Below are 19,196 nucleotides of genomic sequence, written 5' to 3'. Positions count from 1 at the left end.
CGGGGGCACTGCGCGGGGCGGGGTCAGCTGCCGCTCCTCGCCGGGTTCTTGAGCCCGATCGTGGCGTAGTCGAGCTGGCCGCCGAAGGACGTGTGGCCGAAGGCACCCGCGACGTTGGTGCCGATCAGCAGCGGCATGCGCTCGATGACGGCGGGCGCCGTCGGGGCCTTGGCGAGGATCTCCCCGTCCAGCTGCCGCCACGCCGCATTGGCCTGCGCGGTGTCGGTCATGCCGGCGATCTCGTCCATCCGCTTCATCGTCGCCTCGTCGCGGAAGAGCGAATGGTTGCCGGAGTTCCCCTTCTCCTTGATGTAGCGGCCGTCGAAGAGGAAGGGCAGGAAGGTGGAGCCGGAGGGGTAGTCGGGGCACCAGCCGGTGTAGACGAGGTCGGTGCGGTTCCTGGTGTCGCCGATGGTGTCGTAGAAGGCCGAGGGGTCGACGGCCTCGATCGTGACCTTGATCCCCGCCCTGCCCAGGGACTGCTGGACCGCCTCGGCAACGCCCTTGTCCCCGTTGGAGACGGTGATGGAGGTCGTGAACCCGTCGGGCTTGCCCGCCTCCTTCAGCAGCTGCTTCGCCTTGTTCACGTCACCCGTGGCCGGGATCCCCAGCGTGTCGGGCTGCTTGCCGCCGAAGAGCGTGCCCGGCATGAGCGCGGTGGCCGGGTCGTTCAGGGCCGGGCCGCCCGAGGCGGTCAGCACCGCTTCGCGGTCCAGGGCGTACTGCACGGCCCGCCGGACCAGGACGTTGTCGAAGGGGGCGCGGCCGGTGTGCATCTGCACCATCTCGGTGCAGTTGCTCGACTCGGCCAGCAGCCGCGCCCTGACGTCGGCCTTGGTGAGCACCTTGGGGGTGCTCTCCGGGCGCAGCTTGCCCCAGGAGACGGCAGAGGCGTCCACGCCCTCCGAGGCGATGAGCCGGTCGTCGATCTGGTTGGCCCTCAGCCCCATCACCACGACCAGCCTGTCCGGGTACGCCTTGCGCACGGTGTCCGTCGCCGGGTCCCAGTGCGGGTTGCGGACCAGCACCAGCCGCTTGTCCCGGTCGTAGGACTCGATCTTGTACGGGCCCGAGGAGAACGGGCGGCTGTCGTACTGGGGGCCCTTGTCCTGGGCCGGGGGCACCGGGGCGAAGGTGGGCAGGACGGTGGCGTTGGGGAATTCCGCGAAGGGCTTGCGGAGTTCGAAGACGATCGTGTGGTCGTCCGGGGTCTTGACGGAGTCGAGGTGCTGCCCCTGGGCGGGGCCCCGGTAGCCCTCGGCGCCGGCCAGGTAGCGGGCGGCGTAGTCCGGGCCGCCGGGCAGGTCGGGGGAGAAGGACCGCTCCACGTTGTACTTGACGTCCTGGGCGGTGATCGGGGTGCCGTCCTCGTAGGTGAGGCCCTTCTTCAGCCTGAAGGTCCAGGTCTTGGCGCCGTTGGAGGAGACACCGAGGTCCTCGGCGAGGTCGGGGACCAGCTCTCCGCCCTTCGTGCCCGGTTCCGGCTTGTACGTCACCAGGGTGCGGTAGAGCAGCCGGGTGCCGAAGTCCATGTCGCCGATGACCCAGTTGCGGGCCGGGTCGAGGTGGGTGAAGTCCTGGTCGGACAGGACGGTCAGCGTGCCGCCCTTCTGCGGAGTGCCGCCGACGGTAGCCCCCGCGTTGGCGAGGGCGGAGTTCTTCACGTCCTTGTCCTGCCGACTGCCGCCGGAGTGGCTGCCGGTGGAACAGCCGGCCGTGCCGAGTGCGAGGGTCGCCGCCAAGGCGGTGGCGACGGCGTGGAGAGTGCGCTTGTTCATCAGTGGTCACTTCCGTGAACAGTCGGACAGCCCGAGGCTGAGGAGGGAGATTGGAATGTGACCGATAACATAGTTATGTGAAATGGCACTCACAATTGTCGCGCCTCCATAGCGCGGAGTTATGGGTAAGTGAGGGCTCCACCGCCCCGGTTGGGTCGCGCCATGCTGTCCCGCGATGTCACACGTCACCGTGCGGCCATGCGGCCGCGAAAGGGATTCATGAACCCCGCGTACGCGACCGCCGACCACGTCTTCACCGTTCCCCTGGACCACACGGCCCCGAACGGACCGACCATCGAGCTCTTCGCCCGGGAGGTCACCGATGCACGCCACGTGGACCGGCAACTCCCCTGGCTGCTCTATCTGCAGGGCGGCCCCGGCGGCAAGTCGCCCAGGCCGTCGGCCGGTTCACCCGGCTGGCTGCCCCAGGCCCTCACCACCCACCGGGTCCTCCTCCTCGACCAGCGCGGCACGGGCCGCTCCGCACCCGTCACCGCCCGCGCGGCCGCCCGCTTCGCCTCACCGGCCGGCCTGGCCGACCACCTCGGCCACTTCCGCGCCGACTCGATCGTCGCGGACGCCGAACTGATCCGCCGGAAGCTGTGCGGTGACGAGCCCTGGGAGACCCTCGGCCAGAGCTACGGCGGCTTCATCACCCTCACCTATCTCTCCCAGGCCGCCGAAGGCCTGCGGGCGTGCTACGTGACCGGCGGCCTGCCCGGCCTCTCGGCCACCGCCGACGACGTCTACGCCCGTACCTACCCCCGGGTGCGCGACCGCGTCCTGGACTTCTACGCCCGCTACCCCGACGACGCCGCCCGGCTGCGCGAGATCGCCCGCCTGCTGACCGCCACCGATGTGCGCCTGCCGGACGGAGACCGGCTCACCCCCCAGCGCCTCCGCACGCTCGGCCTCGTCCTCGGCATGGGCGACGGCTTCGAGCGGATCCACTGGCTGCTCGACGAATCCCTCGACGCGCAAGCGAAGCCCACCGACACGTTCCTGCACCAGGTGATGACACTGACCGGCTTCACCGACAACCCGCTCTTCGCCGTCATGCAGGAGAGCTTGTACGGCCAGGGAGCGGGGCCGACGGGCTGGGCGGCGTCCAGGGCCCTGGCGGCCTTCCCCGAGTTCGCCGAGGACGCCGACCCGCTCCTGCTCACCGGAGAAATGATCTACCCCTGGATGTTCCGCGAGATCCAGGGCCTGCGCCCCTTCGCCGAGGCCGTCGACCTGCTCGCCGAACGCACCGACTGGCCACCGCTGTACGACCCCCGCCGCCTCGCCGCCAACCGGGTCCCGCTCGCCGCACTCGTCTACCACGACGACATGTACGTGGACGCCGGGCTCTCCCTGCGCACCGCGCGCGAGGTCGGCGCCACCCGGGTATGGGTCACCAACGAATGGGAGCACGACGGCGTCACCGCCTCCGGCGGCCGCGTGCTGTCCCGCCTGATGGACCTGGCCGCGGGCCGCGCCTAGGGCCTCCCCTCCCTCCTCCACCCTCCCTCGCACCCCTCAACCTGCCTCCGACGGGAGAGACATGACCAACCCGCTCCGCCGCCTGCTGCCGCTCCCCGCGGCTGTCGCCCTCGTCTCCTGCCTCTCCGCCCCCACCGCGGCCGCTGCCCCCGGCCCGCCGGCCCCCGCCGCCGGCTGCGCCCTCCCCGGCCGGACCGGCTGGACGGACGAGGGCCATGACACCGACCGGACCCAGTTCCAGCCCGCCACCGGAACCCGCCGCGTCCTGACGCTGTACGTGGACTTTCCCGACGCCCCGGCCACCGACTCCACCGAGCCGTACGCCGCTCACCTCGCCCCGGCCGCCGACTGGATGGGCCGGGCGAGCCACGGCCGTCTGCGGCTGGAGAACACCCCGCTGCACCGCTGGATCCGGATGCCCGCCGACTCCACCTCCTACGGCTTCGCGCGCGGCCTCACCTTCGAGGCCCACGAGAAGTACCTCCGCGACGCGATCACGGCCGCCGACCCTTACGCGGACTTCTCCCGCTACGACATGGTCTACGTCGTCCCCGCCAAGGCGGCGACCGCCATCCCCTTCTCACCGACCTACCTGTACGACCCGGCGACGCCGGGCATCACCGCCGACGGCACCCGCCTCAAATGGGCCGTCACCTTCGGGCAGGACATGTGGCACTGGGGCCCCAAGGTCGCGGCCCACGAGACCGCCCACACCTTCGGGCTGCCCGACCTGTACGCGTTCACCGGCGCCCCCCACCAGTACGTGGGCGGCTGGGACCTCATGGGCGACATCGCCGGCCACGCCCCGCAGTACCTCGGCTGGCACTCCTGGAAGCTGGGCTGGACCCGCGACGACCAGGTGGCCTGCCTGCCCGCGTCCGGTCGCCGGACGGTACGGCTGACCCCGGTGGAACGGCCCGGCGGAACCAAGATCGCCGTGCTGCGGACCGGTGAGACGACGGCGTACGTGGCGGAATCCCGCCGTGCCGAGGGCAACGACGCGGCGGCCTGCTCCAGCGGCGTCCTCATCTACCGGGTCGACTCCGCTGCCCGGACCGGCGAGGGTCCGGTGCGGATCATGAACGCGAACCCGGCCGTGACCCCGCCCGCCGGCTGCGCCCCGCTGGACCTGGCCGCGTACGCACCCGGACAGAGCTTCACCGACCCCGCGTCCGGCGTGCGCATCGACGTCCTCGCGGGCGGACGCACGGGAGACACGGTGCGGCTGAGCAAGGAGTGAACCCGGTCCGGGCGCGACCGCCGTTCACCCGGTCCCGAGCGACCCTGGCGGCCGGAGGACCTGCGGGGTCTGTTCCGATCACGCGTGGCCGGCGGGTGCCGGCCGGCTGAGGTGTGATCCCGGGGGTGTGGGCGGGTGTGGGTGGAGCAGGCCGATGGTGATGGCCGCGGCGGCGGATACGGCGCCGCCCAGGGCGAGCGCGGTGCGGGGGCCGGCGCTCTGTGCGATCCATCCGATCAGCGGGGCGAGCAGGGGTGTGGTGCCCAGGGTGGCCAGGAGGTACAGGCTCATGATCCGTCCGCGTATGCCGTCGCCGACGCCGAGCTGGAGGCGGGCCTTGGCGGCGGTGAGGAAGACCAGCAGCGCCGTTCCCGTGGGGACGAGCAGGACGAGGAACGTGACCGGTCCGGGCATCAGGGCGCAACCGGTCTCCAGCGTCCCGAAGGCGAGGGCGGGGGCCGCCAGTCGGCGGCCGGCCACCCGCGGGTGGCGGGCGGCCAGGAGCGAGCCGATGACGGAGCCGGCGGCCAGGGCGGTGTTGCCGAGCCCGAACACGGCGGCCGGGGCCCGGTAGACGCGTGTGATCATCAGCGCGGTGGTGATCTGGAAGTTCATGCCGAACGCGGCGACGACGGCGACGAGGACCAGGGTGAGGGCGAGCTCGCGGTGGTCGCGGACGTAGCGCAGGCCCTCTCGTACTTGCCGTTGGGCGCGGGGAAGCGGCGGGGCCGGGCGGCCGGCTCGGGGGTCCATGCGCAGGAGGCATGCGATCACGGTCAGGTAGGAGAGGGTGTTGGCGAGGAAGGCGGGGCCGGGGCCGAAGAGGACGATGAGGGGGCCGGCGAGCGCGGGGCCGGCCATGCGGGCGAGGTTGAGGGCGGCGCTGTTGAAGGCGAGGGCGCTGACGAGCTGGCCGGGTGCGACGGATTCTCCGATGAAGGCCTGCAGGGCCGGTTTCTCGACGACCATGGTGAGCCCGAGGGCGAGGGCCAGGACGTAGAGGGTGTCCAGGCGTGCTGTGCCGGTGGCGACGAGCAGGGCGGGGACCAGTGCGAGGGCTGCCATGACCGTCTGGGAGGCGAGCAGGATCCGGCGCGTGGAGTGCCGGTCGACGAGGACGCCGCCGTAGGGGCCGAGCAGCAGGAGGGGCAGGAACTGCAGGGCCGTGGTGACGCCCAGGACCGTGCCGTTGCCGTGTGACAGCTGCAGGGCCAGCCAGTCCTGGGCCACCTTCTGTATCCATGTCCCGGTGTTGGATGCCGTCTGGCCGAGGGCGAAGAGCCGGAAGGCCGGGCTTTTCAGCAGCGGCCACCGGTGCAGCCGGGGCGTGGGTACAAGCACGGGCGGGCTCCTCCGCCTATCGGTCCGACGATGCGTCTCGGCGTCCGGCAGCTGTGAGACGACGCCGGCAGGCTGCGGCGAGCGCGGGGGCGACCTCTTTCATCTCGGGCTGCCAGCCGGCGTTGGCGTTGACCTCGCAGACCGTGAAGTCGCCGTCCGGGGCGAACAACAGGTCCACGCCCGCGACCCCGAGCCCCATGACGGCGGCGGCCCGGACCGCTAGCTCCTCACCTTGGGGGTACCGGCCGGTACACGGCGCAAGGGACGCGCCCAGAGCCAGATTGGAACGGAACTCCCCTCCACTGGCGGTACGCACGACCGCCCCGGCCGCATGCCCGTCGACGACCACCACCCGCAGGTCCCGGCCGTGGGAGGACGCCACGTACTCCTGGAACAGACAGGCGGCCTCCGGTGCGAGCCCGTCGTGCACAGCCCGGAGGGTGTCGGCGTCCGGCGCCAGGAACACCTGCTCGCCGCGGTGCCCCCGCACCGCCTTCACCACGCACGGCTGCGGTAACCCGGCACCGGTCACCGCATCCAGCGAGCCACCCGCACCCATGAAGGTCTCCGGCACCGCGAGACCCGCTGCCGCGAGCCGCTGCACCTGCCAGAACTTGTCCAAACAGGCCAGGACCGCATCCGCCGGGTTCAGCAGGACACTGCCCATCGCCTCCAGGTGCCGCAACAGCGAGACCTCCCTGCCCACCTCCGTTCCCGGCGTCCACACACGTCCGTACGCCACCCGGGGAGCCGCCACCACACACCCGTCCCGACCACGCAACGTCAGGCCGTCCGGCCCGGCCCCCATCAACAGCTCACCGCTGCTCACGACAGCGAACCGGTCACCGAACTCCTCCTCCAGAGCCGTCCTGATCAGCCCGGTCACCGGCCGCCGCGACAGACCGGCACCCAGCACCAGCCACACATCGGCCCCGCGGCCCACCACATCCATACGCCTCGCACCACGACCAGCCACGGACACCCCGAATCCTCCCGATCACCAGGCCGCCGGACAGTCCGCCACCCCTACCAAGCCCTGCCCATATCAGGCGATGGCAGGCAGAACGCCCTGGGTCTCACTCAGATGGCGCAGGCCGGGGTCCGGGTTGGGTCCCCATCAGACGCTCAGGCAGGGGTGACCGGCGCTTACGGCAGGGGGGTGCGGTGGAGGCTGATCAGCAGGCGCCAGACGCGTCCCGAGATCTCGGCGGGGGAAGCCTCGATGAGGCCGTGCAGCCAGTCGGCGAGCACCCCGGCGAAGGCGGAGGCCACGGCGGAGGCGATGAGGTCGGGCTCCGGTGCGCCGGCCAGGGCGCGTTCGGCCCGGCTGCGGGCCCGCAGGTCCCGGTGCAGGGCGTGGCCGAGCGGACCGCCGCCGCCGGGGCGGAGCAGCTCCCGGTAGAGCCCGGCATGCCGGGGGAGACCGTCGAAGAACTCGACCAGGGCGGGCGGCGGGCTCGCCGGGTCGGGGACGCCGCGCCAGGCGTGCAGGGCGTCCACCGCCTCCCGGACGATCTCGGCGCAGGTGTCGACGGCGAGCGCCTCCAGGTCGGCGTAGTGCAGGTAGAACGTGGCCCGGCCTACGCCGGCCCGGCGTGCGACGGCGGAGACGCCGACCTTCTCCAGCGGGCGGCTCCCGCACTCCTCCAGCAGGGCCTGCCGCAGCCTGGCCCGGGTCCGCTCGGTACGGGGGTCCTCCGGCACGCCCCTCACCCGGCCGGCAGGACGGCGCCGAGCGCCAGGGCCCCGGGCAGGGCCTGCGCGATCAGGATGCGACGGTTCGCGGTGAGGCCGCCGTAGATCCCGGCGACCACCACGCAGACGAGGAAGAAGACCCGGACCCGGAAGGCGGTCGGGTCCCCGGCGAACAGGCTCCAGACCAGCCCGGCCGCCAGGAATCCGTTGTAGAGCCCCTGGTTCGCCGCGAGGCCGGCGGTCGCGCGGGCGAGCTCCGCGTCGAAGCCGGAGAGCTTGCGGCCGGGCGGCCGCTCCCACAGGAACATCTCCAGCACCAGGAAATACACGTGCAGCACGGCCACCAGGCCCACCAGCACCGTCGCGGTCGTCTCCATCGGCGTGACCCCGCCCCTTCGTCATTAATGGACAGGTGTCCAGAATAACTGGACAGCTGTCCATGATGTCAATCTCCCACCGCAAGGGCTGTGGGTCCGGCGGCCGCCCGGTCCGCCGTAAGACTTCCGTCAGGGGTGGACCTGTGGCCGCGGGGTCCGGGATGCCGTTGAATGCGTGTCTGAGTACGGACGAAGGGGCGGGTCGTGGGACGTTGGGGCAGGCGGAGCGGGCCGCTGGTGACCGGAGCGGCGGCGCTGGCGGTGGTGTTGGTGGCGGCGGGGCTGTACTGGTTCCAGCCATGGAAGCTGTGGCAGGACCAGGCGATCAGTGAGGCGCTGCCCGGCGCGGCATCGTCTGCGTCGGCGCCTGGTCCGGCGGCGGTCGCGCCCCCGGCCGCCGACCGCCCGCAGACCGTTTCCGGCGGACACCTGATCAGCCACGAACACACCACCACCGGCACGGTGAAGGTCGTCCGGCTGGCGGACGGCTCGCACGTCCTACGGCTGGAGGGGCTGGACACCAGCAACGGGCCGGACCTGCGCGTGTGGCTGACCGACGCCCCGGTGAAAGAGGGCGTGGCGGGCTGGCGTGTGTTCGACGACGGCAAGTACCTCAGCCTGGGCAAGCTCAAGGGCAACAAGGGCGATCAGAACTACCCGATCCCGGCGGGTGTGAAGCTCTCCGAATACACCAGCGTGACGATCTGGTGCGACCGCTTCGACGTCTCCTTCGGCGCCGCGGCCCTCACCGCGCCCTGACACCCCGACCGGGCGGCAGGGGCGATGCTGCCATGACGAGGCCGACGGCCAAGGCACCCCGTCGGCCGGCGCAGCAGCGGACGCCACGCTCAGCGAGTACCGTCGGCGAGTACCGCCAGGGCCACGGCCGGTCGGAGCAACGCGTACGGTCGAGTATCCTGCCGACGGTGTGACGAGGATCGGGCACCTCGCGCTCCCGGCCGGTGTCGACCGCCGGCCCGCGGTGCTGCTCGGACCAGAGGGCATGGGGCTCAGCGAGGTCGAGCGCCGCAGTGCCGATGCTCTCGCCGAGCTGGGATACGTAGCGCTGGCCTTCGACCTTCACGGCGGGCGCTGTTTGGGTGACCCCGAGGAGATGCTGGCCCGTTGCATGCCGCTGCTCGCTGATCCCGACCGGATAGCCGCCGTCGGGTCGGAAGACCCGATCATGCCGCCCGCGCAACGGAACGCGTTCACCGCCGAGATGCAGGCCGCGGGCGTCGACTGTCAGGTCCAGCCGAGTTCGGTGTAGGTGCGGCCCGCGCGGATGCCTTCGATCGCGGCGCGGGTGTAGGGCACGATCCGGTCGGGGAGGGCCTCGGCGGGCCACCAGTCCCAGGACACGCAGCGGTCCGGCTCGCGGACCTGCGGTGTGCCGGTCCACTGGTGGGCGCGGAAGACGAGCTGCATGCGCGGCCGGCCGCCGGGATGGTCCACCACGTGCACGACGTGCACGAGTTCGACGTCGGCCGGATCCACGTCGATGCCGGCCTCCTCCTGCGCCTCGCGGACCAGGCAGGCGACGGCGGACTCCTGCTCGCAGTGCCCGGCGAGGAAGTGGTGGGTCGTGGCCGCGAACGCCGAGTCGGGGTGCCGCAGGCCGAGCAGCACCTTGCCGCCCTGCTCCAGGTAGAGGTGCACGCCCACGACGTTGAGGCGCGCCCGCCCTCCGGTACGGGTCTGCACCGGGACCGGGGCGAGGGTGGGGGCCTGGGCCTGGTGGAGGTCGATGACCTCCTTCGTCCACGGGCACATCGTCAGGTACCGGATGGTGCCGGCGTCGAAGTGCCGGAACATGATGCCCTCGGGACACGGCAGGCTGTCGGCGTCGCCGTCCCAGGATCCGAGGTAGACGCGGATCCTGCCCTTGACCCCGTCGGGGCCCCGGCTGTCGACCACCGTGAACTCCTCCAGCGGGACCACCAGACCGGTCTCCTCCAGCAGTTCCCGCTCCACCGCTTCCCGGGAGGACTCCGCTCCTTCGCGGTCGCCGCCCGGGATGCTCCACGTCCCCGGGTCGCAGATCCTCTTGTTGGCGTCCCGCAGGTGCAGCAGGTAGCGGCCTCGGGAGTCGACGAGCAGCGCGGCGGTCCCGCGGGGGTCGTCGGTCAGGGTCATCACAGGCTCCTTGAGGTGGGGGTGCGGCGGACGCGCCGGCAGGGCGGCCGGCGGCAGACGAGCGGGGACGGGCCGGTGCTCAGGAGCGGTCCCTTGCGGCCGGTGCGTCGTGGTCTCCGGTGGCCTGCGCCGGTACGGAGGCATCGAAGGCTGCGGCCTGGACGAGGTAGGCGTCGCGGAAGTCACCGGTGCCGGTCTTCTCGTGCATCAGCTCGGCGAAGGTTCCCGACTCCGCGACCCGGCCGTCCTTGAGGACGTGGATCAGGTCGGCGTGACGTACGGAGTGGAGGCGGTGGGTGATGAGCACGATCGTCTGCCCGGTGGTCGAGGCGAGTGCCCGGATCTGGTCGAAGACGCGCTGCTCGGCGACCGCGTCCAGGGCGCTGGTGGGCTCGTCCACGATCAGGATGTCGGCTTGCCGGTACCGGGCGCGGGCGATCCCGATGCGCTGCCACTGGCCGCCGGAGATCTGGTGGCCGCCGCGGTAGCCCCGTGCCAGCAGGGTGCCGAGCCCCCGGGGCAGGTCCGCGAGGACCTCGTCGGCCCCGGAGAAGGCGGAGGCCCTCTCCACCGCCGGGTCGTCGATGGCGTGGCCGGGCTGGCCGATGCCGACGTTCACGCGGAAGGTGAACGGCCAGTGGTAGAAGTCCTGCGACATCAGGGCGACGCGTCCGAAGACCTGGTCGCGGTCGGCGGTTGCGGCGTCGACGTCGTCCCACCAGATCGTCCCGCCTCCCCCGTCGGGCAGGTACAGGCCGGCGAGCAGTTTGACCAGGGTGGACTTGCCGGAGCCGTTCTCGCCCACCAGCGCGATGATCTTTCCCGTGGGGAAGGCCAGGCTGACGTCGCGCAGCGTGGGCGCCGGCTCCTCGGCGCCGCTGCCGGGGTAGGTGAAGGTGACCTTCTCGAAACGGACCTCCCGCAACCGCTCGGGCAGCGGGAGCCCGCCCACGGGGATGGCCCGGGTCCTCGCTTCCCGGCACAGTCGCTCGAAGTCGGCGACGAACAGCGATTCCTGGTGCAGCTCGGTGATCTGCAGCACCAGGGTGTCCAGGCTCGCGGCGCCGGTACGGATGGCCAGCACGGCCGTGCCCGCGACGGCGAGTTCCAGCGCCCCGCCCCACAGCAGCGCACCCAGGGCCCCGTAGGTGAGGAGGGTGGCGACGCCGCCGGCGCCGTCGGCGACCAGTCCGATCCGCGCGGCGCGGCGGGCCAGCCGGGTCTGCTCGCGCTCGCTGGTCTCGGCCATGGTCCGGAAGTGGCCCAGCAGGAACGGGCCGACGCCGTGGACGCGGACTTCCGCTGCCGCCTCCTTCTGGGTCAGCAGCTGGCCGAGGAGGTGCCCGGCCCGGGCGTGCTGGACGAAGGCGTGGAAGGAGATGTACTTCTGGCGGGAGATCATCAGCGAACTCCACGCGCTCGGCAGGGTCATCAGGACGAGCAGCGGCAGCAGCAGCGGGTGCAGGACGGTCAGCACGCCGGCCGCGGCGATGAGGGAGACAGCGGAGTTGAGGGTGTTGGTGCAGTAGCGGATCATGCGCCGGGCGGAGTCGGCCCCGTACCGGGCTGCGTCCAGGAGCCGGTGGAACTCGTCGTCCTCGATCGCTGCGAGCTCCGTACGGTGCACCAGCCCCAGGTACTGCTCGGTCGCGACACGCTGCACCTTCGGCTCCAGGGCTCCGGTGGCCGCCGTCGACGCCGACCGCAGCAGCGAACCGAGGAACGCCGTCACGGCCACGACCGTGAGGGCGGGCACCGCCTGCGTGAGGCGCTCGTTGGTGCTGCCGCCGGCGAGGATGTGCCCGAGGACACGGTTCACGGCGACCAGTCCCACGGCCTGGGCGACACCACGGCCGGCCTCGGAGGCCAGGACCACCCGCAGAGCGCGGGCGTCGGCCAGGCGCGCGAGCCGCAGGCCGGTCCCGACCAACCGCGGCAGTTGCTTCGCCATCGTCCACAGCCCGAGTTTCAGCCAGGCGCCTTCGTGCCGGTCCCAGCCGATGTCGTAGGCGAGCTCGCCACCGAAGAGGAGCCGCTCGGAGTCGGACACCGTCGCGGTGCCGGGTCCGGTCATGGTGCCCTTGCTCACGCGGCCCTCCCGGCATCCGGTCGTCGGTCGCGGCCACGGGAGGAGGGGGCGTCAACCGGGCGGCCATTTGCCGCTCGCGGGCACGGGGTGGACTGGGGATGTTCGATTGCGGCAGGAGCTTCGGGGCGGATCGGCAGGGGATGCACGGGGTCCTCCGGATGGGCGCACGGCTGGTACTGGTGCTCTAAGAACGGCTCCCGATCGGGCGAGTCACGGTCGGTTCCGGGGCGGACGGTGAACGAATGTTCTGGTCGGCGTTGGGGGGCTTGGCGTGCCTGAGGTGGCGGCGCTGAAACTCGCTCGAACAGGGTCGTGTCACCCGGCCGGGGGATTGTCGGCCCGACATGGGCGACACCATCGCCCTGCGCTGGGGCGCCCGGGTGCGGTCCCCGGCGGACCGGGGTCCGCACCCGTTTCGGACCGCCCTGGGCGGTTCTCCTCCTCCGGCAGCTCTGCCGGCTCGACGAAGGGACGCTCTCACAGCCATAGCGGGACGGCCTCACTCCCCGCCCAGTGCCTCCGCGTACTCGGTGAGCCGGCTCTCCTGGTCCCAGGTCAAGTGCCGGACTTCCCAGAGCAGGGCGGCCGTGTCGACCACAGCGGGTGTGAGCTTTCCGCCGATGGGCGGACACCGGTCAGCTCGGCCAGTACGGCGACCGGCACGCCGAGCGTCGCGGCGAAGCCGTCGAGCATCTCCGCATCGATCTGCTTGGCCCCTCGACCCACCGCGCCGATGGTCGAAGCCGCCTTGCAGACACCGGAGATCAGACACATCACCTTGGCCGTTCCCAACCAGTTCAGGTTACGGAGCGAGAGCATCCGGAGCAGGAGCGAGCCGAAGCCGGTGGGTATTGCTCGTACGGGCGGGGCTTCCACGGAGTGAGCATGTTCGCCGGCGCGGTCATGGAACGCGCACGGGCACGCAACAGCTGCCGGCCCGGCACCACGGGGAGTTCCGCGACGAGCAGGAAGTCGTGGGTGCGTAGCCCGGTCCGCTCCGGGAGGCCGTCGAGGAAGCCCTCGGTGGGCGGCCACGTGGGCGTGAGGCCAACCTTGCCGGCGAGGCGCGCCAGGCGTACGTCGGGTGCGGGGTAGGTCGGGGGTTCCAGGCCCTCGCCGTCGCCGCATGCAGGTCGCGCGGGAGCTCGCCGAGCACGGCTACCCGCGCGAAGCCGGCCCTGGTGTCCGGGACATCCACTCGCCCCGCGTCCCGTCCACGCAGGAGGTGGCGGCCCTGCGGCTGCGGGGCGCGAGCGAACACGGGCCCGGACCAGCCGGCGCCGGTCACCTGGCGTTGACGCCGGCCGGCCCGGGGGCCCGGGTCTTGACCAGCAGGCCGGCCACCAGCGCCGCCAGCAGCAGGGCGCCGGCCGCCCACCAGAGGGTGTCGGTGTAGCCGCGCAGCATCTGCTCGGACCGGTTCTCGTCCGACGAAGCGGCCAGACGGGCGCTGACGAGGGTCACGAGCAGTGCCCCGCCGATCGCCTCGCCCACCTGCTGGGCCATGAGCACGACCGCCGAGGCCGCGCCGGAGTGCTGCGGGGCGACGCCGGAGGTGGCGGTGGAGAAGAGCGGCCCGAGGGCCAGACCGCCGCCGGATCCGGCGAGGAGCATGCCGGGCAGCACATGGGGCCCGTACCCGCTGCCGGCGTCGGCGACGGCGAGGACCAGCGTCCCGGCGGCGGCCATGACCAGTCCCGACACGATCAGCACGCGGGGCGCGGTGCGGTGCTGGAGGCGCGCCGAGACCTGCGTGGCGGTGAGGCCGGCCGCGGCGGCCAGGGGCAGGAGCATCCCCCCGGTCATGGCAGGGCCGGCCCCGAAGACGTACTGCAGGTAGACGGTGAGTGCGGGGAGCAGCGTCAGGAGGCCGGCGCCGGTCAGGACCATCACCAGGGCACAGCCGACGCGGTGGCCGTCCCAGCTGAGGTGCCCGGCCGACGGGGTGCCGGACGTCCTGGTCTGCCGCCACAGGAAGGCGATGAGCAGGAGGACGCCCACCGCGAGGAGGCCAAGGGCCAGGGGAGTGGTCCAGCCGAGCCGCCCGGCCTCGTCCATGCCGTGGACCAGGGCGGCGAGTCCGCCGGAACCGAGCAGCACGCCGAACCGGTCGGAACGGGCAGGATCGTCCGACGGGCGGCCCGGCAGCAGGGTGGCAGCGCCGGTCACCGCGAGGGCCGCGAGCGGGACGGCGGCGTACTGAGACATCCGCCAGGACGCCAGCTCCGCGAGCCAGCCACCCGCGAACAGCCCGAGCGCCCCGCCGCCGGCCGCGACCGTCCCGTAGATCCCGAAGGCCCGGGCGCGTTCCCTCGGGTCGGGGAAACCGGTGGACACCAGGGACAGTGCGGCCGGTGTCAGCAAGGCGGCGAAGGCGCCCTGCAGGGCGCGCCCCGCGATCAGCAGACCGGGCTCGCCGGCCGAGCCGCAGAGCACGGAGGCCACCGCGAAGCCGGCCACGCCGGTGATCAGGGTCCGCTTGGCGCCGACGAGGTCGCAGAGGTACCCGCCGACGAGCAGCAGCCCGGCGAAGGCGAGGAAGTAGACCGTGACCGGGTTCCAGCCGTCGCCGGCGAAGCCGAGATCGGCCTGGACGGTCGGCAGGGCGATGCTGAAGCCCATCACGTCGAGCAGTACCAGCAGTTGCGTCAGGGCGATCACGCCCAGGCCCCACCAACGCCTGGGGTGCGGGGCCGCCGGGCCGGGGAGGGCGGCCGGGGGCGGCCCGAAGCCCCGCGCGGGGACGGACCGCGCCGCGGCCGTGGCCGGGGTCGTGGGCGCGTACGGGGGCGGCCCGGGCTCCGGCTGGTGCTGGCGCGGCACCGAGGGGATACGGGGGTCCGGCAGCGCGGCGGGTTCCCCGGCGGGTGTCTCGGGGGCCCAGTCCAGCAACCTCGCGGCACGGCGGCCGAGTTGTGCCAGCACCGTGCCCGGCAGCCACTCCCCGGCCTGTTCGACCGCCGTCCGGTCGGCCACCTCCTGGGGGGTCGGCCGGGCGGCGGGGTCCTTCTCCAGGCAGGCGCGGACGAGTGCGGTCAGCGGCTGCGGAACGCCGGTGAGGTCCGGTTCCTCCTCGGCGACCCGGAAGAGGTGGGCGTTCAGCCCGGAGTCGGCGGCACCGAACAGGAGCCGTCCGGTGGAGGCGTACACGAGGACGGCGCCGAGGCAGAAGACGTCGCTGGCGGGGGTGAGTTCGCGGCCGCGGACCTGTTCGGGAGACATGAAGCCGGGGGAGCCGATGAGCATGCCGGTGCGGGTGTGCAGGCTGTCCCCGGTGAGGCTGTCCATCGCCCGCGCGATGCCGAAGTCGATGACACGGGGGCCGTCGACGGTGACGAGCACGTTGGACGGCTTCAGGTCACGGTGGATCAGGCCCGCCTCGTGCACGGCCCTCAGGGCGACGGCCAGCCGGTTGGCGAGGGTGTGCACCGAGTACGCGGGCAGCGGCCCGAAGTCCTCGGCGACCACGGTGCGCAGGTCCGGTCCCGGGATGTACTGCGTCGCCACCCACGGCACGGCGGCCTCCGGGTCGGCATCGAGCACCGCTGCCGTCCAGTCCCCGCCCACCCGCCGGGCGGCGGCCACCTCGCGGGCGAAGCGCCTGCGGAACTCGGGATGGCCGGCGTGCTCGGCCTGTACGACCTTCACCGCGACGGTGCGCCCGCCCTCGGAACGGCCCAGATACACCAGACCCATGCCGCCCTCACCCAGCCGGGCGATCAGACGGTACGGGCCGATGTGGGTCGGGTCTGCTGCGATCAACTGGTCCACGGGGACGAAGTATGCCAACTGTCCGGCGGGGCGGCGGGCGTAGGCGAATCTTGCGCACGACGGCGCCCGGGTACGCCGCAGCGGTGTGATGCTTCCGCCTCCTCGACGGCGACCCGGCGAACGGGGGGCGGGCGCCGACGGAGTACCTTATTGCACACAATATGCAATTGCGTTATATGTGCGAAAGAGGTTGAAGTGGCAGCTCCGGTGGTGCTCGGGATCGAGTCGTCGTGCGACGAGACGGGTGCGGGCATCGTGTCCGGCGGGAGACTGCTGGCCCATGTCGTGGCGTCGAGCATGGACGAGCACGCGCGCTTCGGAGGTGTCGTGCCGGAGATCGCGGCCCGCGCGCACCTCCAGGCCTTCAGCCCCGTCGTGCAGGCGGCGCTGGACCAGGCAGGGCTGCGCCTGCGTGACATCGACGCCGTGGCCGTCACCACCGGCCCCGGCCTGTCCGGTGCGCTCCAGGTCGGCCTGGCCGGGGCGAAGACCCTCGCGTACGCGGCCGGGGTGCCGCTGTACGGCGTGCACCACCTCGCCGGCCACGTCGCCGCCGACACGCTGGAGCACGGGCCGCTGCCGAATCCGTGCATGGTGCTGATCGTCTCCGGCGGGCACACCTCGCTGCTCCTCGTACGGGACCTGGTGCGCGACCTGTCCATCGACCCGTCGGCGCCCCTGGAGTACGCCGCCCTGCACCCCGTCGCCCGGCCGGCCGTGGGAGTGGCGTGAGGCCGTGAGGCCCCGGCGACCCCGGGTACGCGGCCAGGGGCGTCGATGTCCAGCGGCCCCTGCCCCACCGGTAGCGCTGTGTACGCGTCCGGTGACGGCGAGTGGCACCCGGCGCCCGGCGGGCCCGCCGCCCGGGTTTGTGCCGCGTGGCCGGGGGCACGTGCCAACCGAGCCATCGATGCCGGAAAGCAGGCCCGACATGAGTCCCCATGACCCCGCACTGCCCGAGTACCGGGCCCAGCACCTGCGTGAGCGGCTGGCGCAGGAGGACATCGCCGAACTCGGGGTCCGCGTCGAGCTGCGCGGCCCCACGGTCCTCGTCTGGGGGCCGGTGTCCAGCGCGGACTGCCGCGAGACGATCCTCCGCATCGCCGCGGAATCCCTGCACCCGCTCGCATGGCGCCACGACCTCACCGTCGTCAGCGCCCGTCCGCCCGACCGCGAGGAGGACCTGCCGTGATCCGCGTCGCGGCCGTGGGGGACATCCACCTCGCGCCGGGCTGCGAGGGCACCCTCCGGCCGGCCTTCGAGACCCTGGGGGACCACGCCGACCTGCTCCTCCTCGCCGGTGACCTCACCCGCCACGGCACGCCGCGGGAAGCCGCCGTCGTCGCCGGTGAGGTCGCCGGCCTGCCCGTGCCCGTCGTGGCCGTACTCGGCAACCACGACCACCACGGCGACCAGCCGCGCGAGCTCACCGCCGTCCTCGCCGAAGCGGGGGTGACCGTCCTCGAAGGGGAAGCCGTCGTCCTCGACCTCCACGGCACCACCGTGGGGGTGGCGGGGGCCAAGGGATTCGGCGGGGGATACGCCGGCCGCTCCGGCAGCGACTTCGGCGAACCGGAGATGAAGGCCTTCATGCGGCACGCCCGGACCTGCGCCGACGGGCTCCGCCGCGCCCTCACCACCCTGGCGGAGGCGGGCACCGACCTGCGGATCGCCCTGACCCACTACTCGCCGGTACCGGACACCCTGGCCGGCGAACCCCCCGAGATCCACCCCTTCCTCGGCAGCTACCTCCTCGCCGAGGCCATCGACGACATCGGCGCCGACCTCGCCGTCCACGGCCACGCCCACCTGGGCACCGAGCACGGGATCACGGCCGGCGGGGTCAGGGTCCGCAACGTGGCCATGCCGGTCATAGACCGGGCGTACGCCGTCTACCACCTCACTCCGCACCCCGCAGCACCGTCGCCCGCCACTCAGGCCTCCGGGCAGGCGGCGGCCCCGGGCCGGGCGTGAGCGCGAGGGATGTTCAACTGGGCTCTCAACAAAGGGAGTTGAGCCTGCGCGCGACCGCTTCTCGCCACCCTTGGCGGCTGCTACGCTCCAGGCGGCCTGCGGGTCGGGGCCTCGTTCTTCGCGTCCTCGATGGGAGGTGAGGAAACAATGCTGAGCTTCTCCGGCCAGGTCGGGAGCACCGCCACGGGCGGTGCGTTCGTCCAGGTGGCTCCGGGTGCCAGCACCACCTGTGGTGGCGGGAACTGCTGCTGCAGCTCCTGCTGCAGCTGGTAGCCGCCGGTGTCGGGCGGGGTCGCCGGCCCCGCTCGACGTCCTTGCCGTCCCGAGCGCGGACCGTCGTCGAAGGAAAGGCCGAGATGTCACTGAAGGACTCGCAGGAAGCCGTATCCGACCACCTGGACCGCAACAGCCATATGGCGACGGTGGCGGCCTTCGGCCAGCAGCACACCTCCGTGTCGATGTACAGCGCGACGACGGTGGTGCGGGCGCCGGAGTCGGTGGTACGGGGGCGTTGGAGTCCGGCCGTGCACGGCTTCGTGGGGGAGGAGTTACTGCTCAACCACCGCCGCGGTGGGCGCGATCTCGGGATGCAGCTGGGCGTGTCCAGGTTCTACGGCCACGACGCCGTCCTCTCCACCGCGCACGGCGACCTCCAGGAGCGGCTGGACGGGGCGATCGCCCTGCCCCCGCACCGGCGGCTGCGCAGCGGCCTGACGGACACCGTCGCCGGCCGGCGCAGCGGCCGGGGCTTCTCGGGGAAGCCGGTGTCGCTGGAGGAGCTGGCCACGGTGCTGTGGCACGCGCAAGGGGTGTCGGGCAGCCTGCCGGTGCCGACGGCCCAGGACGGCGAGGCCGCGGTGGCGCTGCGCAACGCGCCCTCGGGCGGCGGGCTGTACCCGGTCCGGGTGGCGGTGCTGGCCCAGCACGTGAAGGGCCTGGCCCCGGGCGCGTACGCGTACCAGCCGCACAGCCACACCCTGTTCCCGTACCGGCCGGTGCCGCAGCCGGTCGAGCTGGCACGGCAGTTGCAGACCAAGGACGTGGAGGCGGACAAGGCCGCCCTGGCCCTGGTCTACGTCTACGACCTGTACTCCAACTCGCAGAAGTACGGGGACAGCGGGCTGGTGTTCGGGCTGATCGAGGTCGGCGGGATCTCGCAGAACGTGCACCTGGCCCGGACCTCGCTCGGCCTGATCGGCTGCGACCAGGGCGGGTACGACAAGCAGTCGCTGGAACGGGCACTCGACTGCGACGGCACCTCGCGCCACGTGGTCCACCTGACCCTCCTCGGACACGGAGAGGCCTGAGCC

Annotated in this window: 15 protein-coding genes and 3 pseudogenes; 9 read left to right on the top strand and 9 right to left on the bottom strand. The window is 72.6% G+C overall.

What is annotated here, in order from left to right:
* Positions 1-23 precede the first annotated feature (23 nt).
* Positions 24-1,778 (bottom strand): ABC transporter substrate-binding protein, encoded by a 1,755-nt coding sequence (locus tag B4U46_RS03045; RefSeq protein WP_185117344.1) that lies wholly within the window; start codon positions 1,776-1,778, stop codon positions 24-26.
* Positions 1,779-1,997: 219 nt separating this feature from the next.
* Between B4U46_RS03045 and B4U46_RS03040 the strand changes: the two genes are divergently transcribed.
* Together B4U46_RS03040 and B4U46_RS03035 are read left to right on the top strand one after the other, a co-directional pair.
* A complete protein-coding gene (locus B4U46_RS03040) occupies positions 1,998-3,263 on the top strand; it encodes an alpha/beta fold hydrolase (RefSeq protein WP_079423837.1) in 1,266 nt (421 codons plus the stop codon).
* A gap of 61 nt (positions 3,264-3,324) precedes the next feature.
* The gene (locus B4U46_RS03035) at positions 3,325-4,503 is read left to right on the top strand and encodes a M6 family metalloprotease domain-containing protein (RefSeq protein ID WP_079423835.1); all 1,179 of its coding nucleotides are present in this window, start codon (positions 3,325-3,327) and stop codon (positions 4,501-4,503) included.
* A 78-nt stretch (positions 4,504-4,581) separates the two neighbouring features.
* Here the strand turns inward: B4U46_RS03035 and B4U46_RS03030 are convergent, their stop codons facing one another.
* From B4U46_RS03030 to B4U46_RS03015, 4 genes are all read right to left on the bottom strand, one after another.
* Complete coding sequence (locus B4U46_RS03030; RefSeq protein ID WP_159402060.1) at positions 4,582-5,844, bottom strand: MFS transporter; 1,263 nt, start codon at positions 5,842-5,844, stop codon at positions 4,582-4,584.
* 16 nt (positions 5,845-5,860) lie between these two features.
* On the bottom strand, positions 5,861-6,796 hold the full coding sequence (locus B4U46_RS03025; RefSeq protein ID WP_079423832.1) for a RimK family alpha-L-glutamate ligase: 936 nt from the start codon (positions 6,794-6,796) through the stop codon (positions 5,861-5,863).
* Between the two features lie 194 nt (positions 6,797-6,990).
* Positions 6,991-7,548: a TetR/AcrR family transcriptional regulator gene (locus tag B4U46_RS03020; RefSeq protein ID WP_079423830.1), complete on the bottom strand. Its 558-nt coding sequence runs from the start codon at positions 7,546-7,548 to the stop codon at positions 6,991-6,993.
* Positions 7,549-7,553: 5 nt separating this feature from the next.
* Positions 7,554-7,916 (bottom strand): DUF1304 domain-containing protein, encoded by a 363-nt coding sequence (locus B4U46_RS03015; RefSeq protein ID WP_079423828.1) that lies wholly within the window; start codon positions 7,914-7,916, stop codon positions 7,554-7,556.
* A 237-nt stretch (positions 7,917-8,153) separates the two neighbouring features.
* Here B4U46_RS03015 and B4U46_RS03010 point away from each other — a divergent pair, with 237 nt between their 5' ends.
* Both B4U46_RS03010 and B4U46_RS03005 read left to right on the top strand, forming a co-directional pair.
* Positions 8,154-8,675: a DM13 domain-containing protein gene (locus tag B4U46_RS03010; protein ID WP_398898848.1), complete on the top strand. Its 522-nt coding sequence runs from the start codon at positions 8,154-8,156 to the stop codon at positions 8,673-8,675.
* Between the two features lie 169 nt (positions 8,676-8,844).
* Positions 8,845-9,159: pseudogene (locus B4U46_RS03005) on the top strand (dienelactone hydrolase family protein); the annotation flags it as partial.
* A gap of 2 nt (positions 9,160-9,161) precedes the next feature.
* On the opposite strand, the gene B4U46_RS03000 reads toward B4U46_RS03005, so the two are convergent.
* The 3 genes from B4U46_RS03000 to B4U46_RS37230 form a co-directional block, all read right to left on the bottom strand.
* Positions 9,162-10,052, bottom strand: coding sequence for an NUDIX hydrolase (locus tag B4U46_RS03000; protein WP_079423824.1), 891 nt, complete (start codon positions 10,050-10,052; stop codon positions 9,162-9,164).
* Between the two features lie 79 nt (positions 10,053-10,131).
* Positions 10,132-12,126: an ABC transporter ATP-binding protein gene (locus tag B4U46_RS02995; protein ID WP_079431527.1), complete on the bottom strand. Its 1,995-nt coding sequence runs from the start codon at positions 12,124-12,126 to the stop codon at positions 10,132-10,134.
* Between the two features lie 570 nt (positions 12,127-12,696).
* The gene (locus B4U46_RS37230) at positions 12,697-12,933 is read right to left on the bottom strand and encodes a hypothetical protein (RefSeq protein ID WP_123995873.1); all 237 of its coding nucleotides are present in this window, start codon (positions 12,931-12,933) and stop codon (positions 12,697-12,699) included.
* Between the two features lie 325 nt (positions 12,934-13,258).
* On the opposite strand from B4U46_RS37230, the pseudogene B4U46_RS36215 reads away from it, so the two are divergent.
* Positions 13,259-13,390: pseudogene (locus B4U46_RS36215) on the top strand (hypothetical protein); the annotation flags it as partial.
* A 35-nt stretch (positions 13,391-13,425) separates the two neighbouring features.
* On the opposite strand, the gene B4U46_RS40255 reads toward B4U46_RS36215, so the two are convergent.
* On the bottom strand, positions 13,426-15,912 hold the full coding sequence (locus tag B4U46_RS40255; protein WP_079423820.1) for an MDR family MFS transporter: 2,487 nt from the start codon (positions 15,910-15,912) through the stop codon (positions 13,426-13,428).
* Positions 15,913-16,119: 207 nt separating this feature from the next.
* On the opposite strand from B4U46_RS40255, the pseudogene B4U46_RS02980 reads away from it, so the two are divergent.
* From B4U46_RS02980 to B4U46_RS02965, 4 genes and pseudogenes are all read left to right on the top strand, one after another.
* Positions 16,120-16,566, top strand: a pseudogene (locus B4U46_RS02980) (tRNA (adenosine(37)-N6)-threonylcarbamoyltransferase complex transferase subunit TsaD); the annotation flags it as partial.
* Between the two features lie 277 nt (positions 16,567-16,843).
* A complete protein-coding gene (locus tag B4U46_RS02975) occupies positions 16,844-17,104 on the top strand; it encodes a BON domain-containing protein (RefSeq protein ID WP_079423818.1) in 261 nt (86 codons plus the stop codon).
* On the top strand, positions 17,101-17,886 hold the full coding sequence (locus tag B4U46_RS02970; RefSeq protein ID WP_079423816.1) for a metallophosphoesterase family protein: 786 nt from the start codon (positions 17,101-17,103) through the stop codon (positions 17,884-17,886). Before B4U46_RS02975 ends, B4U46_RS02970 begins: the two co-directional genes overlap by 4 nt.
* 356 nt (positions 17,887-18,242) lie before the next feature.
* Positions 18,243-19,193, top strand: a complete 951-nt coding sequence (locus B4U46_RS02965; protein ID WP_079423814.1) for a SagB/ThcOx family dehydrogenase — start codon at positions 18,243-18,245, stop codon at positions 19,191-19,193.
* Positions 19,194-19,196: the final 3 nt, after the last annotated feature.

This window comes from Streptomyces katrae (genome assembly GCF_002028425.1).
GTDB lineage: Bacteria > Actinomycetota > Actinomycetes > Streptomycetales > Streptomycetaceae > Streptomyces > Streptomyces katrae_A.
Note: the sequence above shows the minus strand (reverse complement) of the source record. Positions and strands in the feature narration are given on the sequence as shown.